This window comes from Pseudomonas sp. TWI628, from assembly GCF_039673865.1.
Taxonomy (GTDB): domain Bacteria; phylum Pseudomonadota; class Gammaproteobacteria; order Pseudomonadales; family Pseudomonadaceae; genus Aquipseudomonas.
Genome location: NZ_JBDJMM010000003.1, coordinates 60,391 through 80,623 on the forward strand (window position 1 = coordinate 60,391; position 20,233 = coordinate 80,623).

Sequence of the window (20,233 nt, forward strand, 5' to 3'; positions counted from 1 at the left end):
TGCACCTTGAAATTCATCGAACGACTCTCGCGCAAGTCCGTCCAGCCATCGCAGCCCGCTGAGCCCGGCCAGGCTCCGCTGTTGATGGCCCTCGAGCCGCGAATCATGTTCGATGCCTCGGTGGCCGTGGTGGCCGAGGATGCCGCCGCGCAGACCACGGCCGACGCGGCCAAGGACAGCACCTCCAGCAGCGACAGCCAGGCCCCAGCCTCCGCCGGCGAGACGGCGAGCCAGCAACAGGCCACGCAGCGCCAGGAAGTGGTATTCGTTGATGGTCAGGTCAACAATGTCGGGCAGTTGCTCGAAGGCCTGCCGGCGAATGCCGAAGTGGTGGTCCTTGATCCGGACAAGGACGGCCTGCAGCAGATGGCCGACTATCTCAAGGGCCGTGAGAACCTCGACGCCATTCATCTGCTGTCCCATGGTGCAGACGGTACGGTGCAACTGGGCAATGTCTGGCTGGCCAGCAACAACCTTGCCGAGCACCGCGCGGCCCTGGAGAGCATCGGTGCCGCGCTCAAGGCCGACGGCGACCTGATGATCTATGGCTGCGATGTGGGGCAGGGCGACAAGGGCCAGGCGTTCATCGACGAACTGGCGGCGATCACCGGCGCCGATGTCGCCGCCTCGGTAGATGAAACCGGTTCTGTAGCCTTGGGCGGCAACTGGACCCTGGAACGCAACAGCGGCAGCATCGAGTCCGCCACGCTCAGCATCAGCGGCTATGACAGCCTGATGGTCGCCAGCTACTCAGGTGGTACCGTCTCCAGTGCGCCGGTCCTGGGCTCCTCCGGCAACCTGATGAAGTACGTGGTTGGCGACTTCAATGGCGACGGCCGTGCCGACATTCTCTTCCAGGCCGCAGGCAGCAACGGGCTCTGGAGTTTCGCCCAGAGCAACAGTGACGGCACTTTCACCATCCTCAGCCAGGCAAGCTCGATCTTCGCCGGCCTGAGCCTGGGTGATGCGGCAACTGGCGGTGCCAACTTTCATGCCGCGGATTTCAACGGTGACGGGCGCATCGACCTGCTCGCCGCGCCCCTGAGTGGCACGACGATGAAGCTCTACCTCAACAACGGCAGCGGTTTCAGCAGCCAGGACGTGGCCGGTCCGAGCTTCGGCGTTCGTACCCTGGTGGGCGACTTCAACGGCGACGGGGCCCTCGACATCCTCTACCAGACCAGTGGCAGCGCCTCTCCCTGGGGATTGGCGCTGAACAACGGCAGCGCCACACCCAGCTTCACCACCGTGACCAGCGCGGACGGCATCTGGCCGTTCGGCGGTATCACCATGCCCGACTTCAGCGCCTACAACTACAAGGCGGCGGACGTCGATGGCGATGGTTATACCGACCTGATCTACGTTGCTGCCGGGGCGCAGATGAAGTACTTGCGCAACAACAGCGGGGTCTTCGTCGATATCACTTCCTCGGCGGGCCTGCCGACGACCAACGTGAACCGGGCCATCGTCGCCGACTTCGACGGCGACGGCGACGCCGATATCCTTTACCAGACCAACGGCAACGGTTCGGTTTTCCGCTACGTGCGCAACGACAACGGCACTTTTGTCGATGTCGACCAGGCCAGCTCGCCGTTCGCCAACGTGGTCCTGCCCGACATGAGCTCCCAGCAGTTCCGCGTTGGCGATATTGATGGCGACGGCGACCTCGATCTTGTCGTCACCTCGTCCTCGGCCAACAGCACCAGCATCTTCTACCAGAGCGGCAGCCTGCCCAAGCTGGTCAGCTCGACCCCGGCCGATAACAGCCTGGGCGTCACCCCAAGCGCCAATATCACCCTGACCTTCGACCAGTCGGTGACCAAGGGCACGGGCAACATCTACATCGTGCGCACCAGCGACAACACGATCATCCAGACTATCGCCGTCAGCAGCAGCGCCGTTACCGGCAGCGGCACAACTTGGACCATCGACCCGCCAGCCGACTTGATCGACGGCGTGGCCTATGCCGTGCGTATCGACAACAAGACCTTCGCCAATGCCAACGGCCAGGTCTACAAGGGCATCCAGAACAACACCGCGCTGAACTTCAGCGTAGTCGCCGTTGCTGCGCCAGTGATCAGCAACGTCAATGGCGACGCCGTCACCTACGCCGAAGACGCCGCCTATGTGCTGCTCGACTCGGGCAGCAACGCCACCGTCACCGACGCCGACTCGGCCAACTTCAGCGGCGGCAAGATGACCGTGCAGATCACCACTGGCCTTGCCAGTGGCGAAGACGTGCTGTTCATCCGCGACCAGGGCAACGGGGCCAACCTGATTTTCGTGAGCGGCGCTTCGATCATCTACAACGGCCTGGTGGTCGGTACCTTCACCGGCGGCAGCAACGGCAACCCGCTGGTGATCACCTTCACCAGCAACGCCAACCCGACCACGGTTTCCGCGCTGGTGCAGAACCTGGCGTATCGCAACGCCAACAGCAGCGAGCCGTCGACCACCGCGCGCAGCGTGTCGATCAGCATGGATGACGGTGCCGGCGGCAGCAGCACGACGTCCGTGGTCAGCCTTTCCGTCCAGGCGGTCAACGATGCACCGGTGGTCAACATCACCGCGACCAACCCGACCTACACCGAGAACACCGCGGCGGTCCAGCTGTTCAGCGGCGCGACCATCAACACCGTCGAGTCCGGGCAGTCGGTGCTGCAGATGGTCTTCACCGTCAGCGGCGTGGCCAACGGCGCGGCGGAGAAGCTGGTAATCGACGGCACCGACGTGACCCTGGTGCAGGGCACCTCGGTGACGACCTCGATCAATGGCATCAGCGTCAGTGTGTCGGTGAGCGGCGGCACGGCCACCGTCACTCTGGACAAGGCCGGCGGCCTGTCGACGGCGACGGCGCAGACCGTCCTCAACGGCATGGCCTACCGCAATGACAGCGAGAGCCCGACCACGGCCAACCGGGTCGTGTACCTGAGCACTGTGAGCGACAACGGCGGGAGCAACGACGGGGGCACCCCGACCACTGCCGTGGGCATCTTCAGCACCGTGACCGTGGTCGGCATCAACGATGCGCCGGTCCTCAGCGGTGGGCCATACAACTTCGCGACCATCAACGAAGACACCACGGCCACTGGCGTGCGGATCTCGACCGTACTGGCCAACCACACCATGGTCGACCCCGATGTCGGCGCCCTGCGCGGTGTCGCGATCATCGCCAAGACCGGCAGCGGCACCTGGCAGTACTCCACCGACAACAGCAACTGGACCGACTTTGGCGCCGTCTCGAGTAGCAGCGCGCTGCTGATCGCCTCCACCACCTATATCCGCTACGTCCCGGACGCCGCCAATGGCGAGACCGCTACCCTGACCTTCCGTGGCTGGGACCAGACCACCGGCACCGCTTCCGTCAACGGCATCCGCAGCACGGCCGATACCACCAGCAATGGCGGCACCAGCGCGTTCTCCACCGGTACCGGTACCGTCAATCAGGTGGTGACCTCGGTCAACGATGCACCGATCATGATCGGCGTCGCACCGACCCTGCCCGGGCTCACCGACAGCTCGACCAACGATGCCGGCACCCTGGTCAGCACCCTATTGGGCGGTGTCACCGACGTCGACACCGGCGCGCTGAAGGGCATGGCGATCACCGGCCTGACCTCGAGCTACGGCAAATGGCAGTACAGCACCAACGCCGGCAGCACCTGGAGCGACGTCGGCACTGTCTCCGCTACTTCCGCGCTGATCCTCACCGCGCAGAACCTGGTGCGCTTCGTGCCGGACGGCATCCACGGTGAAACCGCGACCATCACCTACAAGGCCTGGGACCAGACCAACGCCACCCTCGGCCTGCAGGGCACCAAGACCAATACCACCACCTCCGGCGGCACCTCGGCTTATTCCAGCCAGGTCGACACCGCCACCGTGGTGGTCTCTGCTGTCAATGATCGCCCGGTAGTGACGGTGACCGGCACTGCGGCTATCTGGACCGAAGGCAATAACGTCGTTTCCGACCGTATCGTGGTGGACTCCGGGGTGAGCCTATCCGACCCGGACGGCCCGAACCCGCTCACCGCTTCCGTGCGCCTGCTGACCTACTACAGCTCTCAGGACAGCCTGGCCTTCGCCAACGACGGCTTGAGCATGGGCAATATCGTCGGCACCTGGAACGCCGGCACCGGCATCCTGACCCTGACGTCCGCCGGCAACACCGCGACCGCCGCAGAGTTCCAGGCCGCGATGCGGGCAGTGACCTACGGCAACGCCTCGGACACCCCGAATACCACGAGCCGTACCGTGCAGTTCCAGGTCACCGACGGTGATGGCCTGTCCTCCATCGCGGTCACCCGTGACATCACCCTCGTAGCGGTCAACGACTCGCCGACCATCAGCGCCCCGGCCTCGCAGCAGATCATCGAGGACGTCCCGACGGCGCTCGGCTCGATCACCTTCAGTGATGTCGACTCGACCCTGGGCATCGTCACCTTCACCGTCGCCAGCGGTACCCTCAGCGCCACCGCTGCCGGTGGCGTGACCGTGGGCGGCACCGCGACGGCGCTGACCCTGAGCGGCACCCTGGCCAACATCAACCAGTTCATCGCCAACAACCGCCTGGTCTACACCGCGGCGGCCAACGCCAGCGGCGATGTGACCTTGACCATCAACGTCAATACCACCAGCGTTTCCGATGCCACCAGCACCATGACCCTGCAGGTGCAGGCGGTGAACGATGCGCCAGTGGCCAGCGTGCCGCCGTCCATCAGCGTGACCGAAGATGTGTCCAGCGTGATCACCGGCATCAGCTTCACCGACGTCGATGCCGACAGCAACACCGTAACCGCGACCTTCTCGGTACCGAGCGGTACCCTGAGCGCTACCTCGGGCATGGGGGTGTCCGTGGTCGGTTCCGGTAGCGGCCTGCTGACCCTGTCGGGCAGCCTGGCCAATATCAACGTCTTCATTGCTGCCAACAGCCTGACCTTCAAGACCGCCCAGGACGCCACTGCCAGTGTGATCCTGACGGTCACAATCAACGACCGCGGCGCCAGCGGCAGCGGCGGCGAGCAGACCGACACCAGGACCGTGACCCTCAACGTCACGGCGGTCAACGATGCCCCGGTGAACAACGTGCCGGGTAGCCAGACCGCCTCGCAAAACGTCGTCCTTGGCTTCAACACCGCCAATGGCAATGCCATCTCGATCAGCGACGTGGATGCCGGCAACGGCCTGATGACGGTGACCCTGACCGCCACCAACGGCCTGCTCAGCCTGGGCAGCCTCAGCGGCATCAGCCTGGTGACCGGTACTGGCCTGAACAACATCACCATGACCTTCGAGGGCACCCGCAGCAACATCAACGCGGCGTTGCAGACCCTCACCTTCAGGCCGTCGAACAACTTCCTCGGCGCTGCCAGCGTGACTATCGAGACCAACGACAACGGCAACTCCGGTACCGGTGGAGCCAAGTCCGACGTCGACACCATCTCGATCAACGTCATTCCGATGAACCCGAAGGTCATAAACGTCTCGGCACAAGGCCTGGACCGTACCGTGAAGGTCGGCGACGAAGTGCTGATCAGCATGACCTGGGACCAGGTGGTCAACGTCGATCTCAGCAGTGGCCGCCCGACCTTGCTGCTGGAAACCGGCCTGGTGGACCGCAACGCGCAGTATGTCAGCGGCAGCGGCAGCAACACCCTGGTCTTCAAGTACACCGTGCAGGCAGGTGATATCAGCGCCGACCTGGACTTCCAGAGCACGGCGGCGCTGCAGATGAACGGCGCGGTGATCAGCAACAACACCAGCGACCTGGCAGTCCTGACCCTGCCGACCATAGGTGGCGCCGATTCTCTCGGCGGGCGCAGCAATATCGTGGTCGACGGCGTAGTGCCGGTAGTGGGCAGTGTCTCCGCACCCGTGGATGGCACCTACATCATCGGCCAGGACCTGGACTTCACCGTCAACTTCAGCGAAGCGATGACGGTTGATACCAGCACCGGCGTCCCGCGTATCGCCGTGACCCTGGATACCGGCGGCACCGTCTGGGCCGAGTACGTCTCCGGCAGCGGCAGCAGCGCCCTGGTGTTCCGCATGGTAGTCACCAGCGGCCAGCTGGACAGCAACGGCATCACCCTGGGCAGCAGCATCGACACCAATGGTGGGGCGATCACCGATCTGGCCGGCAACGCCACCGTGACCACCCTGAACGGCGTGGCCAGCACGGCAGGCGTCAATGTCGACGGCATCGCGCCGAGCGTGGCCAGCGTGACGCCGCCGGCGGATGGCAGCTACAAGCCCGGTGATGTACTGACCTTTACCGTCAATGCCAGCGAAGCCGTGCAGATCGGCAGCCTGGCGCCGCGCCTGACGCTGGATGTGGGCGGGGTGACCCGTTACGCCAGCTACGTGTCCGGTAGCGGTACCGACAGGCTGGTGTTCCAGTACGTGGTGCTGAGCGGTGACAACGACGCAAATGGCATCGCTGTCAGCAGCCTGGATCTGCGCGGCGATCAGCTGACCGACCTGGCCGGCAACGCGATCGATCCGGCCTTGGGCAACGGCAACCTGCCGGGCGTGCTGGTCGACACCACTGCACCGATCGCCAGCAATATCGTGCGCGTCGGCGCCAGCCCGAGCAACAGCAGCTCGGCCAGTTTCACCGTGACCTTCAGCGAGGATGTGAGCGGGGTTGATGTCAGTGACTTCACCCTGGCCCTGGGCGGCTCGGCGGCCGGCAGCATCGCCAGCGTTACCCGCGTCGACGGCCGCACCTACACCGTGCTGGTCGACAACCTGGCGGGTATCGGCAGCGTACAGCTCAACCTCAATGCCAGCGGTACCGGCATCGCCGATGCCGCCGGCAACGCCTTGGTCGGCGGCCTGAGCGGCGCCAGCTACAGCATCGACCGCGTCGCGCCGAGCGTGACCCATGTCGATGTGCCGAATGGCGGCACCTATGTGGCGGGGCAGAACCTCGACTTCACCGTGCACATGGACGAAGCCGTGCTGCTCGATACCAGCAACGGTTCGCCACGCCTTGAAGTGACCCTGGACAACGGGCAGACCGCCTATGCGACCTACCTGTCCGGCGCTGGCAGCAGCACCCTGGTGTTCCGCTTGACCGTGGCGACCGGCCAGCTGGATACCACTGGCATTGCCATCGGCAGCGCGATCCAGCTCAATGGCGCAACCCTGCGCGATGCCATTGGTAACGATGCGCACACCGCACTCAACGGCCTGCCGAACACCAGCGCTATCCTGGTCGATGCCGTGGCGCCAACGGTCAGTAGCCTCGATTTGCCAGCCAGCGGTGCCTACAAGGCTGGTGATGTGCTGCGCTTTACCGTCAATGCCAGCGAGGTCGTCAACGTCAACGGTACGCCACGCCTGGCCCTCAACATCGGCGGCGTGACCCGTTACGCGGACTACGTTTCCGGCAGCGGCAGCTCGGCGCTGGTGTTCGAGTACACCATCGTCTCGCCAAACACCGCCAACAGTGGCATCGGCCTGCCGGGCAGCATCGACCTGAATGGCGCGACCCTGCGTGATCTGGCCGGCAACGCCATGAACCTGAACCTCAACGCCCCTGGCACCGCCAGTGGGGTGATCGTCGATACCCAGGCGCCGGAAATCGCCAACATCGCCCGCGTCGAAGTCACACCGACCCATGCCGGCAGCGTGCACTACACCGTCACCTTCAACGAGAACGTCAGCGGTGTGGACAGCGCCGATTTCAGCCTTGCCTTCACCGGCAGCGCCAACGGGCGCATCGCCTCGATCACCCGCATCGACGGGCGTACCTACGAGGTGCTGGTGGATAACCTGGCCGGCGCCGGCAACGTGCGCCTGGACCTGAACGGCAGCAACACCGGTATCGTCGATGTCGCCGGCAACCCGGTCAGCGGCGGCCTGGCCGGCAGCGTGTACAGCATCGACCGCGTCGCGCCATCGGTGACCAGCGTCGGTGTGCCGGCCAGCGGCACCTACACCGCCGGGCAAACCCTGGACTTCACCGTCAACACCGATGAAGCGGTACTGGTCGACAGCAGCACCGGTAATCCACGCCTGGCCGTTACCCTGGACAACGGCCGGGTGGTCTACGCCGACTACCTGGCCGGCTCCGGCAGCACGGCGCTGACCTTCCGCCTGACCGTGACCAATGGCATGGCTGGCAACAGCACCTTCGCCGTGGCGTCGAGTATCGACAGCAATGGCGGCACCCTGCGTGATGCCATCGGCAACGACGCCAATACCGGCCTGCACAATGTCGGCAATACCCGTGGCATCCTGGTCGATGCCCGTGCACCGCAGCCAAGCAGCATCGTCGTGGAAGGGCCGGTGCTGCCGACCGACCGCAGCCTGAGCTTCACCCTGACCTTCGACGAGGCGGTCAGTGGTGTCGATGCCAACGACTTCAGCGTGCTGGGCACTGCCAGTGCCAGCGGTGTGGTGCAGTCGGTGCAGCGTATCGACGCGCAGACCTACCGCATCGTGGTCGGCGACCTGCGCGGGCAGGGCACCTTGTCCCTGAGCCTCAACGCGCTGAACAGTGGCATCCAGGATGGCGCCGGCAACCTGCTGGTGCAGTCCTTGGCCAGCGCCGCCCAGGCCCAGCAGACCCAGGATGTCGGTGATCTGGAATACCGCATCAACCCGCCGGACACCTCGCTTGTCATACAACCTTCGGTGATCCAGCCGCAGGTGCCGGGCATCGTCATCAACCAGAGCCTCTCGCCGCTGGTTCCCGGCCCCCTGTTTGACGTGCGTACCGTGGGCGGCGACCTGAAACCGCTGGGCACCATCTTCCTCGGCCAGGCCGGCAGTGCGCCGAGCTTTATCGCCCAGGTGTTCGGCAGCAGCGACAGCGGCCTCGGTGGCGGCGACGGCCAGGGCTTCCTGGGCTTCGGCGGGGGCAACGGCGGCGTCTTCGGCGCCAGCACCTTCGCCACCCTTTTCGGTCGCGAGGTACCCGGCGTCACCGAGCTGAACGTGTTCAGCGCCGGCCAGTGGAAACAGAGCGAGCTTAACCAGGGGCTGCGCGGGGTGTTCGGCGTACCAACCTTCGGCCAGCAACTGCAGCAAATCCACGAAGCCGACCAGCGCCAGGTGCGTGAGTTGGCCAAGGCCTTGGCAAAACCGGCAGAGATCGGCCAGCGGGCATGAAAGGCAGCACAACTTTTGATAATCGAGCCGTACCAGGGGGCGGCCCAAGGATGAACAAGAAACACACACTGTTTGCCGCCAGTCTGTTGGCATTGGCCATTGGCGGCTGCGCCGTCAAGACCGACCCGATCGAGCGCAGTGCCAGCGAAGCGCGTGCCCGTGCTGACCTGGCGCAGATCTACAAGGACCAGGAACCCCTCAACGGACCTCTGACCCTGCACCAGGCCATGGCCCGTGCGGTCAAGTACAACCTCGAAGCTCGCCTGAAGGTGATGGAAGAAGCCCTGGGCCAGCGTCAGCTGGACCTCGCCCAGTTCGACATGCTGCCGCGCATGGCCCTGTCGGCGGGCTATGCCGGCCGTAACAACGTCAGTGCGTCGAGCAGCCAGAGCATCCGCACCGGTACCCAGTCCCTCGAACCTTCGACCTCGCAGGACCGTGACCGCGACGTGGCCGACCTGACCATGGTCTGGAACGTGCTGGACTTCGGTGTCAGCTACCTGGGCGCCAAGCAGCAGTCCGACCAGCGCTACATCCTCCAGGAACGCAAGCGCAAGGTGATCCACACCATCACCCAGGACGTGCGTTCGGCCTATTGGCGCGCCGTGGCGGCGGAGCGCCTGCTGAGCCAGATCGATAACCTGATGGGGCGCATCGAGCAGGCCCGTATCAACAGCCAACTGATGAGCGCCCAGCGAATCGGTGACCCGGTCCAGGCCCTGAGCTACCAGCGCGCCCTGATCGAGGCAACGCGCCAACTGCAGGAGCAGCGCCGCGCGCTGACCCTGGCCAAGACCGAACTGGCGGCGCTGATCAACCAGCCGATGGACAAGCCCTACACCCTGGCGCTGGATGACAACTATGCGGTGCCGCAGCTGAACGCCGACTTCGCCAAGCTGGAGCAGCAGGCCCTGGCCAGCCGCCCGGAACTGCGCGAGCAGGACTACCAGTCGCGCATCAGCGCCACCGAAACCCGCAAGGCCATGCTGCGCATGCTGCCGGGCCTGGAGTTCTCGGCCGGTGGTCACTACGACAGCAACACCTTCCTGACCAATCAGAGCTGGGCCGACTACGGCCTGAAGGTTACCTGGAACCTGTTCAACGTGATGTCCGCGCCGACGGCGATCAAGGTCGCCAAGGCCGGGGAAAACGTCGCCGATGCACGCCGCCAGGCGATGTCCGTGGCGGTCATGGCGCAACTGTACGTGGCGCGGGCCAACTTCGAGGAAGCCAGCCATCAGTTCAAGACCAGCGAAGAGATGGCCAACCTCGACGGGCAGATCGCCGAGCAACTGCGCAACCGCTTCAAGACCAACAATATCGGTGAGCTGGAGCTGATCCAGGGCGAGCTGAACAATCTGCAGACCCAGCTCAAGCGCGACCTGTCCTACGCTGAAATGCGCAATGCCTACTCTCAAGTGTTCGTCAGCACGGGGGCGGATCCGCTGCCCAACGCGCTGGCGGATGACAAGGTGCAGACCATCGCCAATGCCTTGCAGGCTAGCGAGGACAACTGGAACCGTTGAGTTTGCTGTGGAGCTGATGACCTCATTGTCGGCAACGTCGGCTCTGTGAGAGCCGGCGTAGCCGCCGATGAGGTTGGGCCCTACGCTGAACCCCCGATCAGAAATTTTCCAGAACGATCTTCCCCCGCGCTTTACCGCTTTCAATGACCGAATGGGCGCGCTTGAGGTTTTCGGCGTTGATCGCACCGAAGTGCTCGCCAAGGGTGGTCTTGAGAACACCCGCATCGATCAGCTGCGAAACACGCTCGAGCAGTTGGTGTTGCTTGATCATGTCCTCGGTCTTGTACAGCGAACGCGTGAACATGAGCTCCCAGTGCAACGAAAGCGACTTGCGCTTGAGCGGCATGACATCGAGCTGCGCGGGGTCGTCGATCAGTGCGAGCTTGCCTTGTGGACGAAGCACTTCAACCAGCTGGGTAAGGTAGCTATCGGTGTGCGTCAGGCTGATCACATAGTCGACCGGATTGAGCTTGAGCGCTTCCAGCTGAAGAGGGATCGACTGGGTGTGGTCGATGACGTGATGGGCGCCCAGTTCCTTCACCCAGCCTTGGGTTTCAGGCCGTGAGGCGGTGCCGATGACGGTCAGTTGCGTGAGCTTGCTGGCAAGCTGAACCAGGATTGAACCGACACCACCGCCAGCGCCGATAACCAGAAGACGTTGACCCTTGCCGGCATGCTCTTCAATGCCCAGGCGGTCGAACAGCAACTCCCAGGCGGTGATGGCGGTAAGCGGCAAGGCCGCAGCGCTTGCGTTATCCAGGCTGCGGGGCTTGTGCCCAACGATGCGCTCATCGACTACATGAAGCTCACTGTAGCTGCCGGGGCGATCAATCGCGCCAGCGTAGAACACCTCATCGCCCGGTTGGAACAACGTCACCTCAGCGCCTGTTTCGCGGACGACACCGACAGCATCCCAGCCGAGAACCTGCGGCTGCTCACCTCCACGGCTTGCGCGGATTTTCGTATCGACAGGGTTTACAGCAATAGCCTTGACCTCCACCAGAAGGTCCCGGGCACCCGGTTTGGGCGCGGGCAGTTCCGCGTCATAGAGCGATTGCGGGTCATCGATAGGCAAACCGGGCTGGGTATAAACGACGGCTTTCATTGGCGCTACCTCCAGTGAATTCAAAAGTGGGTGCAGGCTATTTGTTTCGGTTCATTCAAGATACAGCCTGAATGGAGTAAGACTTTATCTGCTGCGATGAAAATTGGGTGAAGCAGCCATGACCGGGCTGGCTAGCTCCACCCAGCGAACGGGGATCACCTGGCGTTGTAGCGGGGAGCAAGCTGGTTGCTGGACAGCTGACCGAACAGGGCCTTGCGGCTGGCTTCATAGCGTTCGAACGACTGCAGGTCGTGCATCGAGGGGATGGAGATCGCTACATCGTCGTCGAAGTCCTGCAAGGCACCGTCCACCAGGTCCTGGGCCGACATGACGATGGCGGGGTCCAGGTTCTCGAGCGGCAAGCCGCCGATCTGCCAGAGATCGGTGGCAGTGGCCCCTGGCAGCACCGCCTGGATCTTGATGCCTGTATCCGCAAGCTCCTTGTGCAGGGACTGGGTAAAGGCGGTGACATAGGCCTTGCTGCCGCCGTACACGCCATTGAGCAGCTCCGGCGCCAGGCTGACGATGGAGGAGATGTTGATGACGGCGCCTTGCTTGCGAGCCACAAACCCTGGAACGGCCGCATAAGTGAGGCGGGTGAGGGCGGTGACGTTGAGGGCGATCATTTCGGCCATGCGCTCGACGTCGCTTTCCAGCAGCGTGGTGTGAGTGCCAATGCCCGCGTTGTTTACCAGCAGGCTGATGCTGGCGTCCTCACGTAGCTTGCGTTCTACCTTGGCCAGGTCTTCTGCGTTGGCCAGATCGGCCGGGAACACCTCCACGTTCTGTTGGGTTTGCGTGGTGAGCCGGCTGGCCAGCGTGTTGAGGCGTTCGCGATTTCGCGCGACCAGCACCAAGTCGTAACCTTGACGTGCCAAACGTTCCGCGTAGATGGAACCGATGCCGGTGGAGGCGCCGGTGATGAGAGCCGTGCCTTTGAATGGCTGGGTCATGATCATGCTCCGTGGTTGGGGTGTGAAGCCATGATGCAGAAGGTCGCTTTCGTCTTAAACGACGCATATGATACGTTTTTAGGACATTGAACAAGGAGCTCCAACCATGCACCGGGTCGGCTACCTCATCACCGAAGGTTTCCAGATCATGTCGCTGGCAACGCAGGCCGTATTCGAGTTCGCGAACATCGTCGCCGGCGAAGCGGTCTACAAGATCCAGAACTTCTCCATCGAGGGTGGCACAGTGCGCTCTTCTCTGGGGATGTACATGGACACCCTGCCGTTGGGCGCTCCTGGTCTGGCCGACACCTGGATGGTCACGGGGACTTTGACCCCGCTGACGCCGCCGAGTGAGAAGGTGCTGGCCAGCGTCCGAGGTTTTGTCGACGGTGCTCGACGTACCGCAGGCCTGTGTACCGGCTGTTTCATCCTGGCCCAGGCGGGTGTCCTCGATAACCGGCGAGCCACGACGCACTGGGCCTATGCGAAAAAGCTGCGTGAACTGCATCCGGACATTGAAGTGGAAGATGATCGGATCTTCATTGTCGATGGGCAGATCTGGACCTCCGCTGGCATGACCGCAGCCCTGGATATGGCGCTTGGCATGGTGGAAAAGGATCTGGGGACCGAGATGGCCAGGTCAGTGGCGCGAAAGCTGGTGATGCACCAACGTCGTTCCGGCGGGCAATCGCAACATTCCGAGCTGTTGGCCCTTTCGCCGAAGTCGGACCGGATTCAGAGCGCCCTGGATTACGCGCGCAAGCACCTGAGTCGTCCGTTGAGTGTCGAGGAGCTGGCTGAAGCTGTGCATTTGAGCCCCCGGCAATTCACTCGCGTATTCACTGCCGAGACCGGACAATCACCTGCCAAGGCCGTGGAAAACTTGCGGCTCGAAGCTGCCAGGCTGATGATCGAGCAGAGCCGGCACAGCCTGGACGTGGTGGCGAAGGAAGCCGGGTTCAGGGATCGGCGGCATATGCGCGAGGTCTTCATTCGCGGCTATGGCGTACCCCCGCAAGCGGTGCGAAGGGACGCCAGGCTGGTGGAGTGATGACAAGGGGTTGATCCGCTGGCTAGCCAGAGGCTTTTGCCGTACTTGCCAAATGCTTCTGCAAAGCGCTCGCCGCTCGCTGGCCCGTCTGATCGTCGACGCCCGCCTTCAGAGTCTGGCACAGCTGGTCAAGCTGCCCTCGCGTGATCCCGGTGTTCATGCTAATGCGCATGTGTGCCTGGAGCTGCGGCTCCACACCCACCAGCGCGCACAGCATGCCCACGGTAGCCACTTCTCGCGTTTGCCAATCCAGGTTGTCTCGCTCGAAGATGTCGCCAAACAAGTGAGCACGCAGGTACTGATTGGCAATCGGGGCGAAGTCGAACAAGGGGCCTTCAACCGGTGATCCCGAAAGTTTCGTCTGATTGGCTGTACCAGCAGCCAGCAAGGCATCGCCTTGAGGGATCGGACGACTGGGCTCGTGGCCTGGAGCGTCAGTGATGCCGCGCTGCTTGCGTGATTCGAGTACCTGCATCAGCTCAGACAGCGCATTGAGAGAGCGAGGGAAGCCGGCGTAGGCGTAGAGCTGCACGAGCACTTCGCGCAGTTCGCTGATGGTCAGACCTGTTTCAAGGGCCTGGTCCAGAGCAGTGTACAAGCGCGGCATGTCGCCAGCGGCGGCGAGCGCGGCCAGGATGACAACTGCTTGCTGTTGTTCGCTGAGGGAAGTCGAACTCGATTGAAGCAAAGTGGTTGAGGTCATTTTTCTCAGTCTCTTTTGGTGGGTATGCCAAGGAACACATCGTCAGTGACGGGCTTCAGCCAGTCCACGGCCTTGCCCTCCAGCAACTCATTGATCGCAACGTGCTGCATGGCCGTGGTGTCGGTCGCGCCGTGCCAGTGACGTCGGCCACAGTTGCACCAGATCAGATCGCCCGCGCGGATCTCGGTCTTTGGCCCATCCTCGCATTGCGTCCAACCCACGCCATCGGTGACCAGCAAGGCCTGGCCCAGAGGATGGGTGTGCCAGTGGGTTCGGGCACCCGGCTCGAAGTTGACCACCGCAATGCCAATCCGGGCTGGGGCCGGGGCCATGAATACACGGTCGATTCGCACGCGTCCCGTGAACCAGTCAGCGAGCCCCTGGATCGCTTTGGCTGAACCCGCGCGGTGAACCTGCATATCGGCGTCGTGAAGATTGTTGTCAGTCATGGCGTTGGCAGCCCCTCAAAATACGTGTTGAGAGAACTGTACCGACCGCGTTTTAATTCGAGTATCGGCAAAATACAGAAAGCGGTTTGAAGCTGGGCTTAATAATGAAAGCAGACAACTTGAGCGATCTGGTGGTTTTCGTCGCGGTGGCCAGGGAGCGTAATTTCACCCGGGCGGCTGCCTGCCTGGGGGTATCCCCATCGGCTGTCAGCCAGACAATTCGCGGACTGGAGGAGCGCCTAGGGGTGCGACTACTGACGCGTACCACCCGCAGCGTCACCCGCACTGAAGCGGGGGAGCGCCTGCTGCAAGAGATCGCGCCCCTGCTGGATCAGATCGAAGGGCACCTGGGTGCGCTGACGGAATTCGGGCAACGCCCGTCAGGCACGGTGCGCATCACCGCTGACGAATTCGCCGCCCGTCATGTGCTTTGGCCAAAGCTGCAGCCGGTCATCGAGTCCTACCCTGACATCACGATCGAGTTGATGACCGACTACGGCCTGACAGACATCGTTGCCGAGCGATTCGATGCGGGCGTGCGACTGGGCGGCATCATCGATGCCGACATGGTGGCGGTACCCATCGGCCCACCCATGCGCATGGTCACCGTCGCGTCACCCGCCTACCTGAAGCGATACGGCATCCCCCAGCGGCCTGAAGCATTGATGAGCCACCGCTGCATCAATTTGCGCTTGCCTACGCACGGAGGCCTTTACCCCTGGGAGTTCACCCACGATGGCAACGAGTTCCGTGTCCGCGTGCAAGGGCCACTGATCATGAACAGCTCACTGCAGATACTCGATGCCTGCCTGGCCGGGGCTGGGCTGGCCCAGGTGACCGATGTCCATGCGCAGGCGTACCTGCGTAGCGGGGCGCTTGTGGAGGTGTTGGGGCAGTGGTCGGAGCGTTTCCCTGGCTATCATCTTTATTACCCGACGCGGCGGCAGCAAACCGCTGCTTTCAAGGTGGTTCTGGACGCACTGCGCGGCGACCTCGATTTACCCGTTAATTGAGGCGCTCAATCAATGCTGGCACCACGGCGCAAATCGGCGATGTCGCGTTTGGCCGGGGTGCCGAACTGGCGGCCATACTCGCGGCTGAATTGAGACGGGCTTTCATATTGCGCCGAAACCGCGCAGGTGGGCGCGTCGCAGGGTGGGCCTAACTCGAAAGCGATGCGCCGATCCTGCAGGCGCGTGTAGTTCTGGAGGGTGCTGCACCGGAACCCTTGGCCGGCTGTCCGACACTGTCATTTGATTTGGATTGTTGGCGCATGGACGGTGATCTACCGCTGACAACCTTGCAGAGGGCAGGCCGATGAAAAGACGAGGCGAAACCTATCGACAGTGGTGCGACCCGATCTTGCACCACCAAACCCATGAGGAGGCGCTCGACAACGGGGCCTGCCTTGAGGTGCAGTCTCGCTTGTCACGCACGGGCGCCACCCAGTTGTTCATCGGCGTCTATCGCGCAGACGGATCGGTATTGTATGAACGGTTCTATCGCCAACGCCCCGGTGAAACCATGAGCCGGGCGATGGTATGGGGTGTCGAGCATGCCCGGCGTGTCGCAAGTAATGACGAGTCGGCGGGTGTCGAAATGGCAGGCCCTTGAGCGCTGAGCTGCCTGCCCGGTAAGCCTGGGCCAGCGCGCCCGGGCAGGCGCGCTGGGGAGGGTCAGGCGGCGCGTTGTTCGCCCTTGAGCAGTTTCTTCTGGGCTTGCATGGCTTGACCCATGTCTTCCAGTGCCTGTTTGCCCAGCAGTTTGCGAGCGGTGGGGAACAACTCGCTTTCCTCCTCCTCGATATGGTGCTCCAGCAACTCTTTCATCACCTTGACCCGGCCGGCGAATTCCACGGTACCGGCCTCGGTCGCCAGCAGGTCGGGGATCACCAGCGAGTCGACCGTACGGTGTTCCTCCTTGGCCTCGTAATACATCTTTGCTTCTTCCTTGCCGCCGGCCTGCTTGATCGCCGGGTACAGGATCTGTTCTTCCAAAGCCGTATGGATGCTTACCTCTTGCTTGATGCGTTCAAGCAATTCGGCCCGCTTCTTCACGGCACGCTCGGTGGTCGAGGACAGTTCCTCAAGCAGTTTCTTCACCAGTTGATGGTCCTGGATCAGCAGTTCGATTGCGTTCATGGGACACCTCTTCAGGGGCTGGGAAAAATCACGGTTGCCTTCGATGGAGTGGGCCACAAGCGGCGAGGTTCAATGCAGTTGATCAGCGCACGGGCCGGGAAGTGTCCGGCCAGTGACATTCTCCGGAGGGTAGAGGGGCAGGCTCGCCGCGAGACGAGCCCTTTTTTGCGCTAGAGGATGGGTTTGCCACCCGTGACGGCATAACGTGACCCGCTGATGTAGCTGGCTTCATCCGAGGCAAGCAGCACGTAAATCGGCGCGACTTCGACCGGCTGGCCGGGGCGTCCCATGGGGTAGCTGGAGCCGAAGTTCTTGACGGCTTCATCAGGCATGGTCGCCGGGATCAACGGTGTCCAAATGGGGCCAGGCGCCACACAGTTCACCCGTATTCCCTGCTTGCCGAGTAGCTGGGCCAGGCCAGCCGTGAAGTTGGCGATGGCACCTTTGGTAGTGGCGTAGGCCAGCAGCTGGGGCGAAGGATCGTCTGAATTCACCGAGCTGGTATTGATGATCGAACTGCCCTTGGGCATTGATGGCAAAGCCCGTTGGCAGATGCGGAAGATGGCGGTGATGTTGACGTTGAAGGTCATCAACCATTCATCGTCGTCGATTTCATCAAGGGTTTCGTGAGCCATCTGGAACGCAGCGTTGTTGACCAGGATATCGATGCGACCGAACTGCTCGACGGTCTTGTCGACGATGTCATAGCAATGCTGCTTGTGCGCCAGGTCGCCGGGAAGCAGCAGGCATTTGCGACCCGCCGCCTCCACCCAGCGGGCAGTTTCTTGAGCATCTTCATGCTCGTCGAGGTAGGCAATGGCAACATCTGCACCTTCACGCGCATAGGCGATGGCCACAGCGCGGCCTATACCGCTGTCGGCGCCGGTGATCAACGCGATCTTGCCTGCAAGCCGATCATGCCCTGCATAGGTCTGTTCGCCGCTGTTCGGATACGGGTCCATCTTGCTCTGCGAACCGGGAACCGGTTGCGGCTGTGAGGGGAAGGGAGGGGTGGGATATTCGCTCATGGTAATAGCTCCTGCATTGACGAACGGACATACCCGTTTGAAAGAGCGACAAGCAAAGTGTTGGACGTAATTGGGGCTCGCAGCGACGGACGGAGTATTTTACCAATGGCACTGAATTTCAGTGAGGTGCAGTTCTACCTGAGGGATGCTTCAGTTTGCTTGACTCAGCGGGGCAAGGCCCCTTTATCGACGCACACAACGCACGACAAAGGGGCAGGTGCAGCGCTTAGCTGGCCAACGCCTTGATCAATTGCTCATTGAAGGCCGGGATGTCGTCCGGTTGGCGGCTGCTGATCAGGTTGCCATCCACCACAACCTCTTCATCCACCCAGTTACCGCCAGCGTTGCGAATATCGTCCTGCAACGTCTTGTAGCTGGTCATCCGCTTGCCCTGTGCCAGGCCCGTCGACACCAGCAGCCAGGCACCGTGGCAGATCACCGCCAGCGGCTTGCTTGCCGAGTTGTGGCTTTTCACCAGCTTCTGCGCCCCGCCAATCATCCGAATCGTGTCGGAGTTCTGTACGCCGCCAGGCAGCACAATGGCGTCGTATAGATCGAGCTGGGCACTGTCGAACGTTGCATCCACCTCAAACGCGTCGGCGGGTTTGTCGTGATTCCAGCCGCGTACAGTTCCTTCTTTGTCACTCAGGATATCGACCACAGCGCCGTTTTTTTCCAAGGCTTCACGGGGCCCGGTCAGCTCTACTTGTTCAAAGCCATCGGTGACCAGAAAGGCCACTCGCTTGCCATTCAATTGCATGCTCATCGTTAATTCTCCGTTCTCTATAGTCCTGGGGTTGGCTGGGAAACGTTTATCGGCGCCGACGTTGTGAATGGGTGATGACGAAGCCGGCAAGAAAGCCGATAACCGCGGCACTCAACAACAGGGGTGCTTTACTTTTCGGGGTTCGCCAACCGCCCTCGATACTTCGTCGGCCACTTGGCGGTGCGAACAGATTGCCGGAAGACCACTCTGCGCTAGGGCTGCGGTTCAACCCCCACCGTGTAAGCCATCCCGAGAGCGTAGGCAGACCGGGCAGCAGATAGCTGGCTAAATGCGCCAGACGAGCGCTTGCGCCCACGGTGGTGTTAGCGCGAGGTGAGATCGCGCAGGCCACCATGGCCTGGGCCACGAGCTCAGGGTCGTAGAGAGGCCCAGGCGGTTTGAGTGCATGGCCGGTGTAGTTGCCGCCATCACGAAAGCCTGGGGTGTCCATGACGGCGGGGTAGATGTCGCAGACGTGGATGTTGGGGAACTCAGTGAGTTCGCCCCTCAGTGCTTCAGTGAGCCCACGCAAGCCGAACTTGCTTGCTGAATAAGCTGCGGCATAGGGTTGTGCAATCCAGCTTCCCAGGGACAAGGTGTTGATCAGCGTGCCGCTGCCCTGTTTCTTGAAGTAGGGCAGCGCCACGTAGGCCCCTCGAAGGTAGCCCACCAAGTCGGTCTGGATGACCTGCTCATGGGCTTCGAGCGGTGTCTCCTCGAAACTACCCAGGGCACCTACGCCGGCGTTGTTCACCCAGATGTCTATTCGTCCATGGCCGAACTCGGCAGCACGGGCTGCCAAGGCTTGTACCTGATCGCTCTGGGTCATGTCGGTGGTCACGGCTACAGCATCGGTGCCGCAGTCTGTGCATTCATCCAGCGTTTCGAATAGCGCTTGCTCATCCCGTGCCGCCAGCACCAGACGCGCGCCTTTGCAGGCAAATGCATGGGCTGCGGCGCGGCCTATGCCACTGGACGCTCCGGTGATTACAACCACCTTGCCGCGCAGCGGGCCTGTGATCGGCGAGCCAGTCAACGGCGGTGGTTCATCGGCGGGTGAAAGGGGTGCGTTTATCGGCGCCGTGAAAGTCTCACTGACTTCAATGGGTGAGAGCTGGAGGGAGGTGCCGTCCACAAGATTCAAGGTCAAGTTGCTGATGGTGCCGGCCACCCGATCAGGGAACACGGGCTCTCCTTCAGCATCGAGGCTGTCGTAAATGAACTGGTCACCTTCCAGCCATCCTACAGCCGTCAAAAGTTCCGGGCCCAGGTAATACTTGCCATCCTGAAAGAAGCCAGGGAATTGATGGGCGCGTTCAAGGTTTTCAACGCTATACCGTTCACCCGGCTTCATACCTGTCGATTGATCAATCATGGTGCAAGCTCCCGTG

General features: G+C 62.5%; 13 protein-coding genes and 1 pseudogene. 5 read left to right on the forward strand and 9 right to left on the reverse strand.

Annotated features, from left to right (window positions below; all coding sequences use genetic code 11):
* Window positions 1–6: 6 nt before the first annotated feature.
* The gene (locus ABE528_RS03040) at window positions 7–9,120 is read left to right on the forward strand and encodes a DUF4347 domain-containing protein (RefSeq protein WP_346652145.1); all 9,114 of its coding nucleotides are present in this window, start codon (window positions 7–9) and stop codon (window positions 9,118–9,120) included.
* A 50-nt stretch (window positions 9,121–9,170) separates the two neighbouring features.
* A complete protein-coding gene (locus tag ABE528_RS03045; RefSeq protein ID WP_152958204.1) occupies window positions 9,171–10,646 on the forward strand; it encodes a TolC family protein in 1,476 nt (491 codons plus the stop codon).
* 97 nt (window positions 10,647–10,743) lie between these two features.
* On the opposite strand, the gene ABE528_RS03050 is transcribed toward ABE528_RS03045, so the two are convergent.
* Together ABE528_RS03050 and ABE528_RS03055 are read right to left on the reverse strand one after the other, a co-directional pair.
* On the reverse strand, window positions 10,744–11,751 hold the full coding sequence (locus tag ABE528_RS03050; protein ID WP_152958207.1) for a zinc-binding alcohol dehydrogenase family protein: 1,008 nt from the start codon (window positions 11,749–11,751) through the stop codon (window positions 10,744–10,746).
* Window positions 11,752–11,906: 155 nt separating this feature from the next.
* Complete coding sequence (locus ABE528_RS03055; protein ID WP_346652146.1) at window positions 11,907–12,704, reverse strand: SDR family oxidoreductase; 798 nt, start codon at window positions 12,702–12,704, stop codon at window positions 11,907–11,909.
* 106 nt (window positions 12,705–12,810) lie between these two features.
* Here ABE528_RS03055 and ABE528_RS03060 point away from each other — a divergent pair, with 106 nt between their 5' ends.
* Window positions 12,811–13,755, forward strand: coding sequence for a GlxA family transcriptional regulator (locus tag ABE528_RS03060; protein ID WP_346652147.1), 945 nt, complete (start codon window positions 12,811–12,813; stop codon window positions 13,753–13,755).
* A gap of 22 nt (window positions 13,756–13,777) precedes the next feature.
* On the opposite strand, the gene ABE528_RS03065 is transcribed toward ABE528_RS03060, so the two are convergent.
* Both ABE528_RS03065 and ABE528_RS03070 read right to left on the reverse strand, forming a co-directional pair.
* A complete protein-coding gene (locus ABE528_RS03065; protein ID WP_346652148.1) occupies window positions 13,778–14,458 on the reverse strand; it encodes a carboxymuconolactone decarboxylase family protein in 681 nt (226 codons plus the stop codon).
* A 5-nt stretch (window positions 14,459–14,463) separates the two neighbouring features.
* Complete coding sequence (locus tag ABE528_RS03070; protein ID WP_346652149.1) at window positions 14,464–14,907, reverse strand: cupin domain-containing protein; 444 nt, start codon at window positions 14,905–14,907, stop codon at window positions 14,464–14,466.
* A gap of 104 nt (window positions 14,908–15,011) precedes the next feature.
* Here ABE528_RS03070 and ABE528_RS03075 point away from each other — a divergent pair, with 104 nt between their 5' ends.
* Window positions 15,012–15,920: a LysR family transcriptional regulator gene (locus tag ABE528_RS03075; protein WP_152958212.1), complete on the forward strand. Its 909-nt coding sequence runs from the start codon at window positions 15,012–15,014 to the stop codon at window positions 15,918–15,920.
* Window positions 15,921–15,925: 5 nt separating this feature from the next.
* Here the strand turns inward: ABE528_RS03075 and ABE528_RS03080 are convergent.
* A pseudogene (locus ABE528_RS03080) lies at window positions 15,926–16,027 on the reverse strand (AraC family transcriptional regulator); the annotation flags it as partial.
* A gap of 197 nt (window positions 16,028–16,224) precedes the next feature.
* On the opposite strand from ABE528_RS03080, the gene ABE528_RS03085 reads away from it, so the two are divergent.
* On the forward strand, window positions 16,225–16,521 hold the full coding sequence (locus ABE528_RS03085) for a hypothetical protein (protein WP_152958213.1): 297 nt from the start codon (window positions 16,225–16,227) through the stop codon (window positions 16,519–16,521).
* 62 nt (window positions 16,522–16,583) lie between these two features.
* Here ABE528_RS03085 and ABE528_RS03090 read toward each other — a convergent pair whose 3' ends face one another.
* The 4 genes from ABE528_RS03090 to ABE528_RS03105 form a co-directional block, all read right to left on the reverse strand.
* Window positions 16,584–17,048: a hemerythrin domain-containing protein gene (locus ABE528_RS03090; RefSeq protein ID WP_346652150.1), complete on the reverse strand. Its 465-nt coding sequence runs from the start codon at window positions 17,046–17,048 to the stop codon at window positions 16,584–16,586.
* 170 nt (window positions 17,049–17,218) lie between these two features.
* Window positions 17,219–18,076, reverse strand: a complete 858-nt coding sequence (locus ABE528_RS03095; RefSeq protein WP_346652151.1) for a glucose 1-dehydrogenase — start codon at window positions 18,074–18,076, stop codon at window positions 17,219–17,221.
* A gap of 226 nt (window positions 18,077–18,302) precedes the next feature.
* Window positions 18,303–18,842, reverse strand: coding sequence for a type 1 glutamine amidotransferase domain-containing protein (locus tag ABE528_RS03100; protein WP_152958216.1), 540 nt, complete (start codon window positions 18,840–18,842; stop codon window positions 18,303–18,305).
* 46 nt (window positions 18,843–18,888) lie between these two features.
* Entirely contained in the window at window positions 18,889–20,217 is a 1,329-nt protein-coding gene (locus ABE528_RS03105; RefSeq protein WP_346652152.1) for an SDR family oxidoreductase, read from the reverse strand.
* Window positions 20,218–20,233 lie beyond the last annotated feature (16 nt).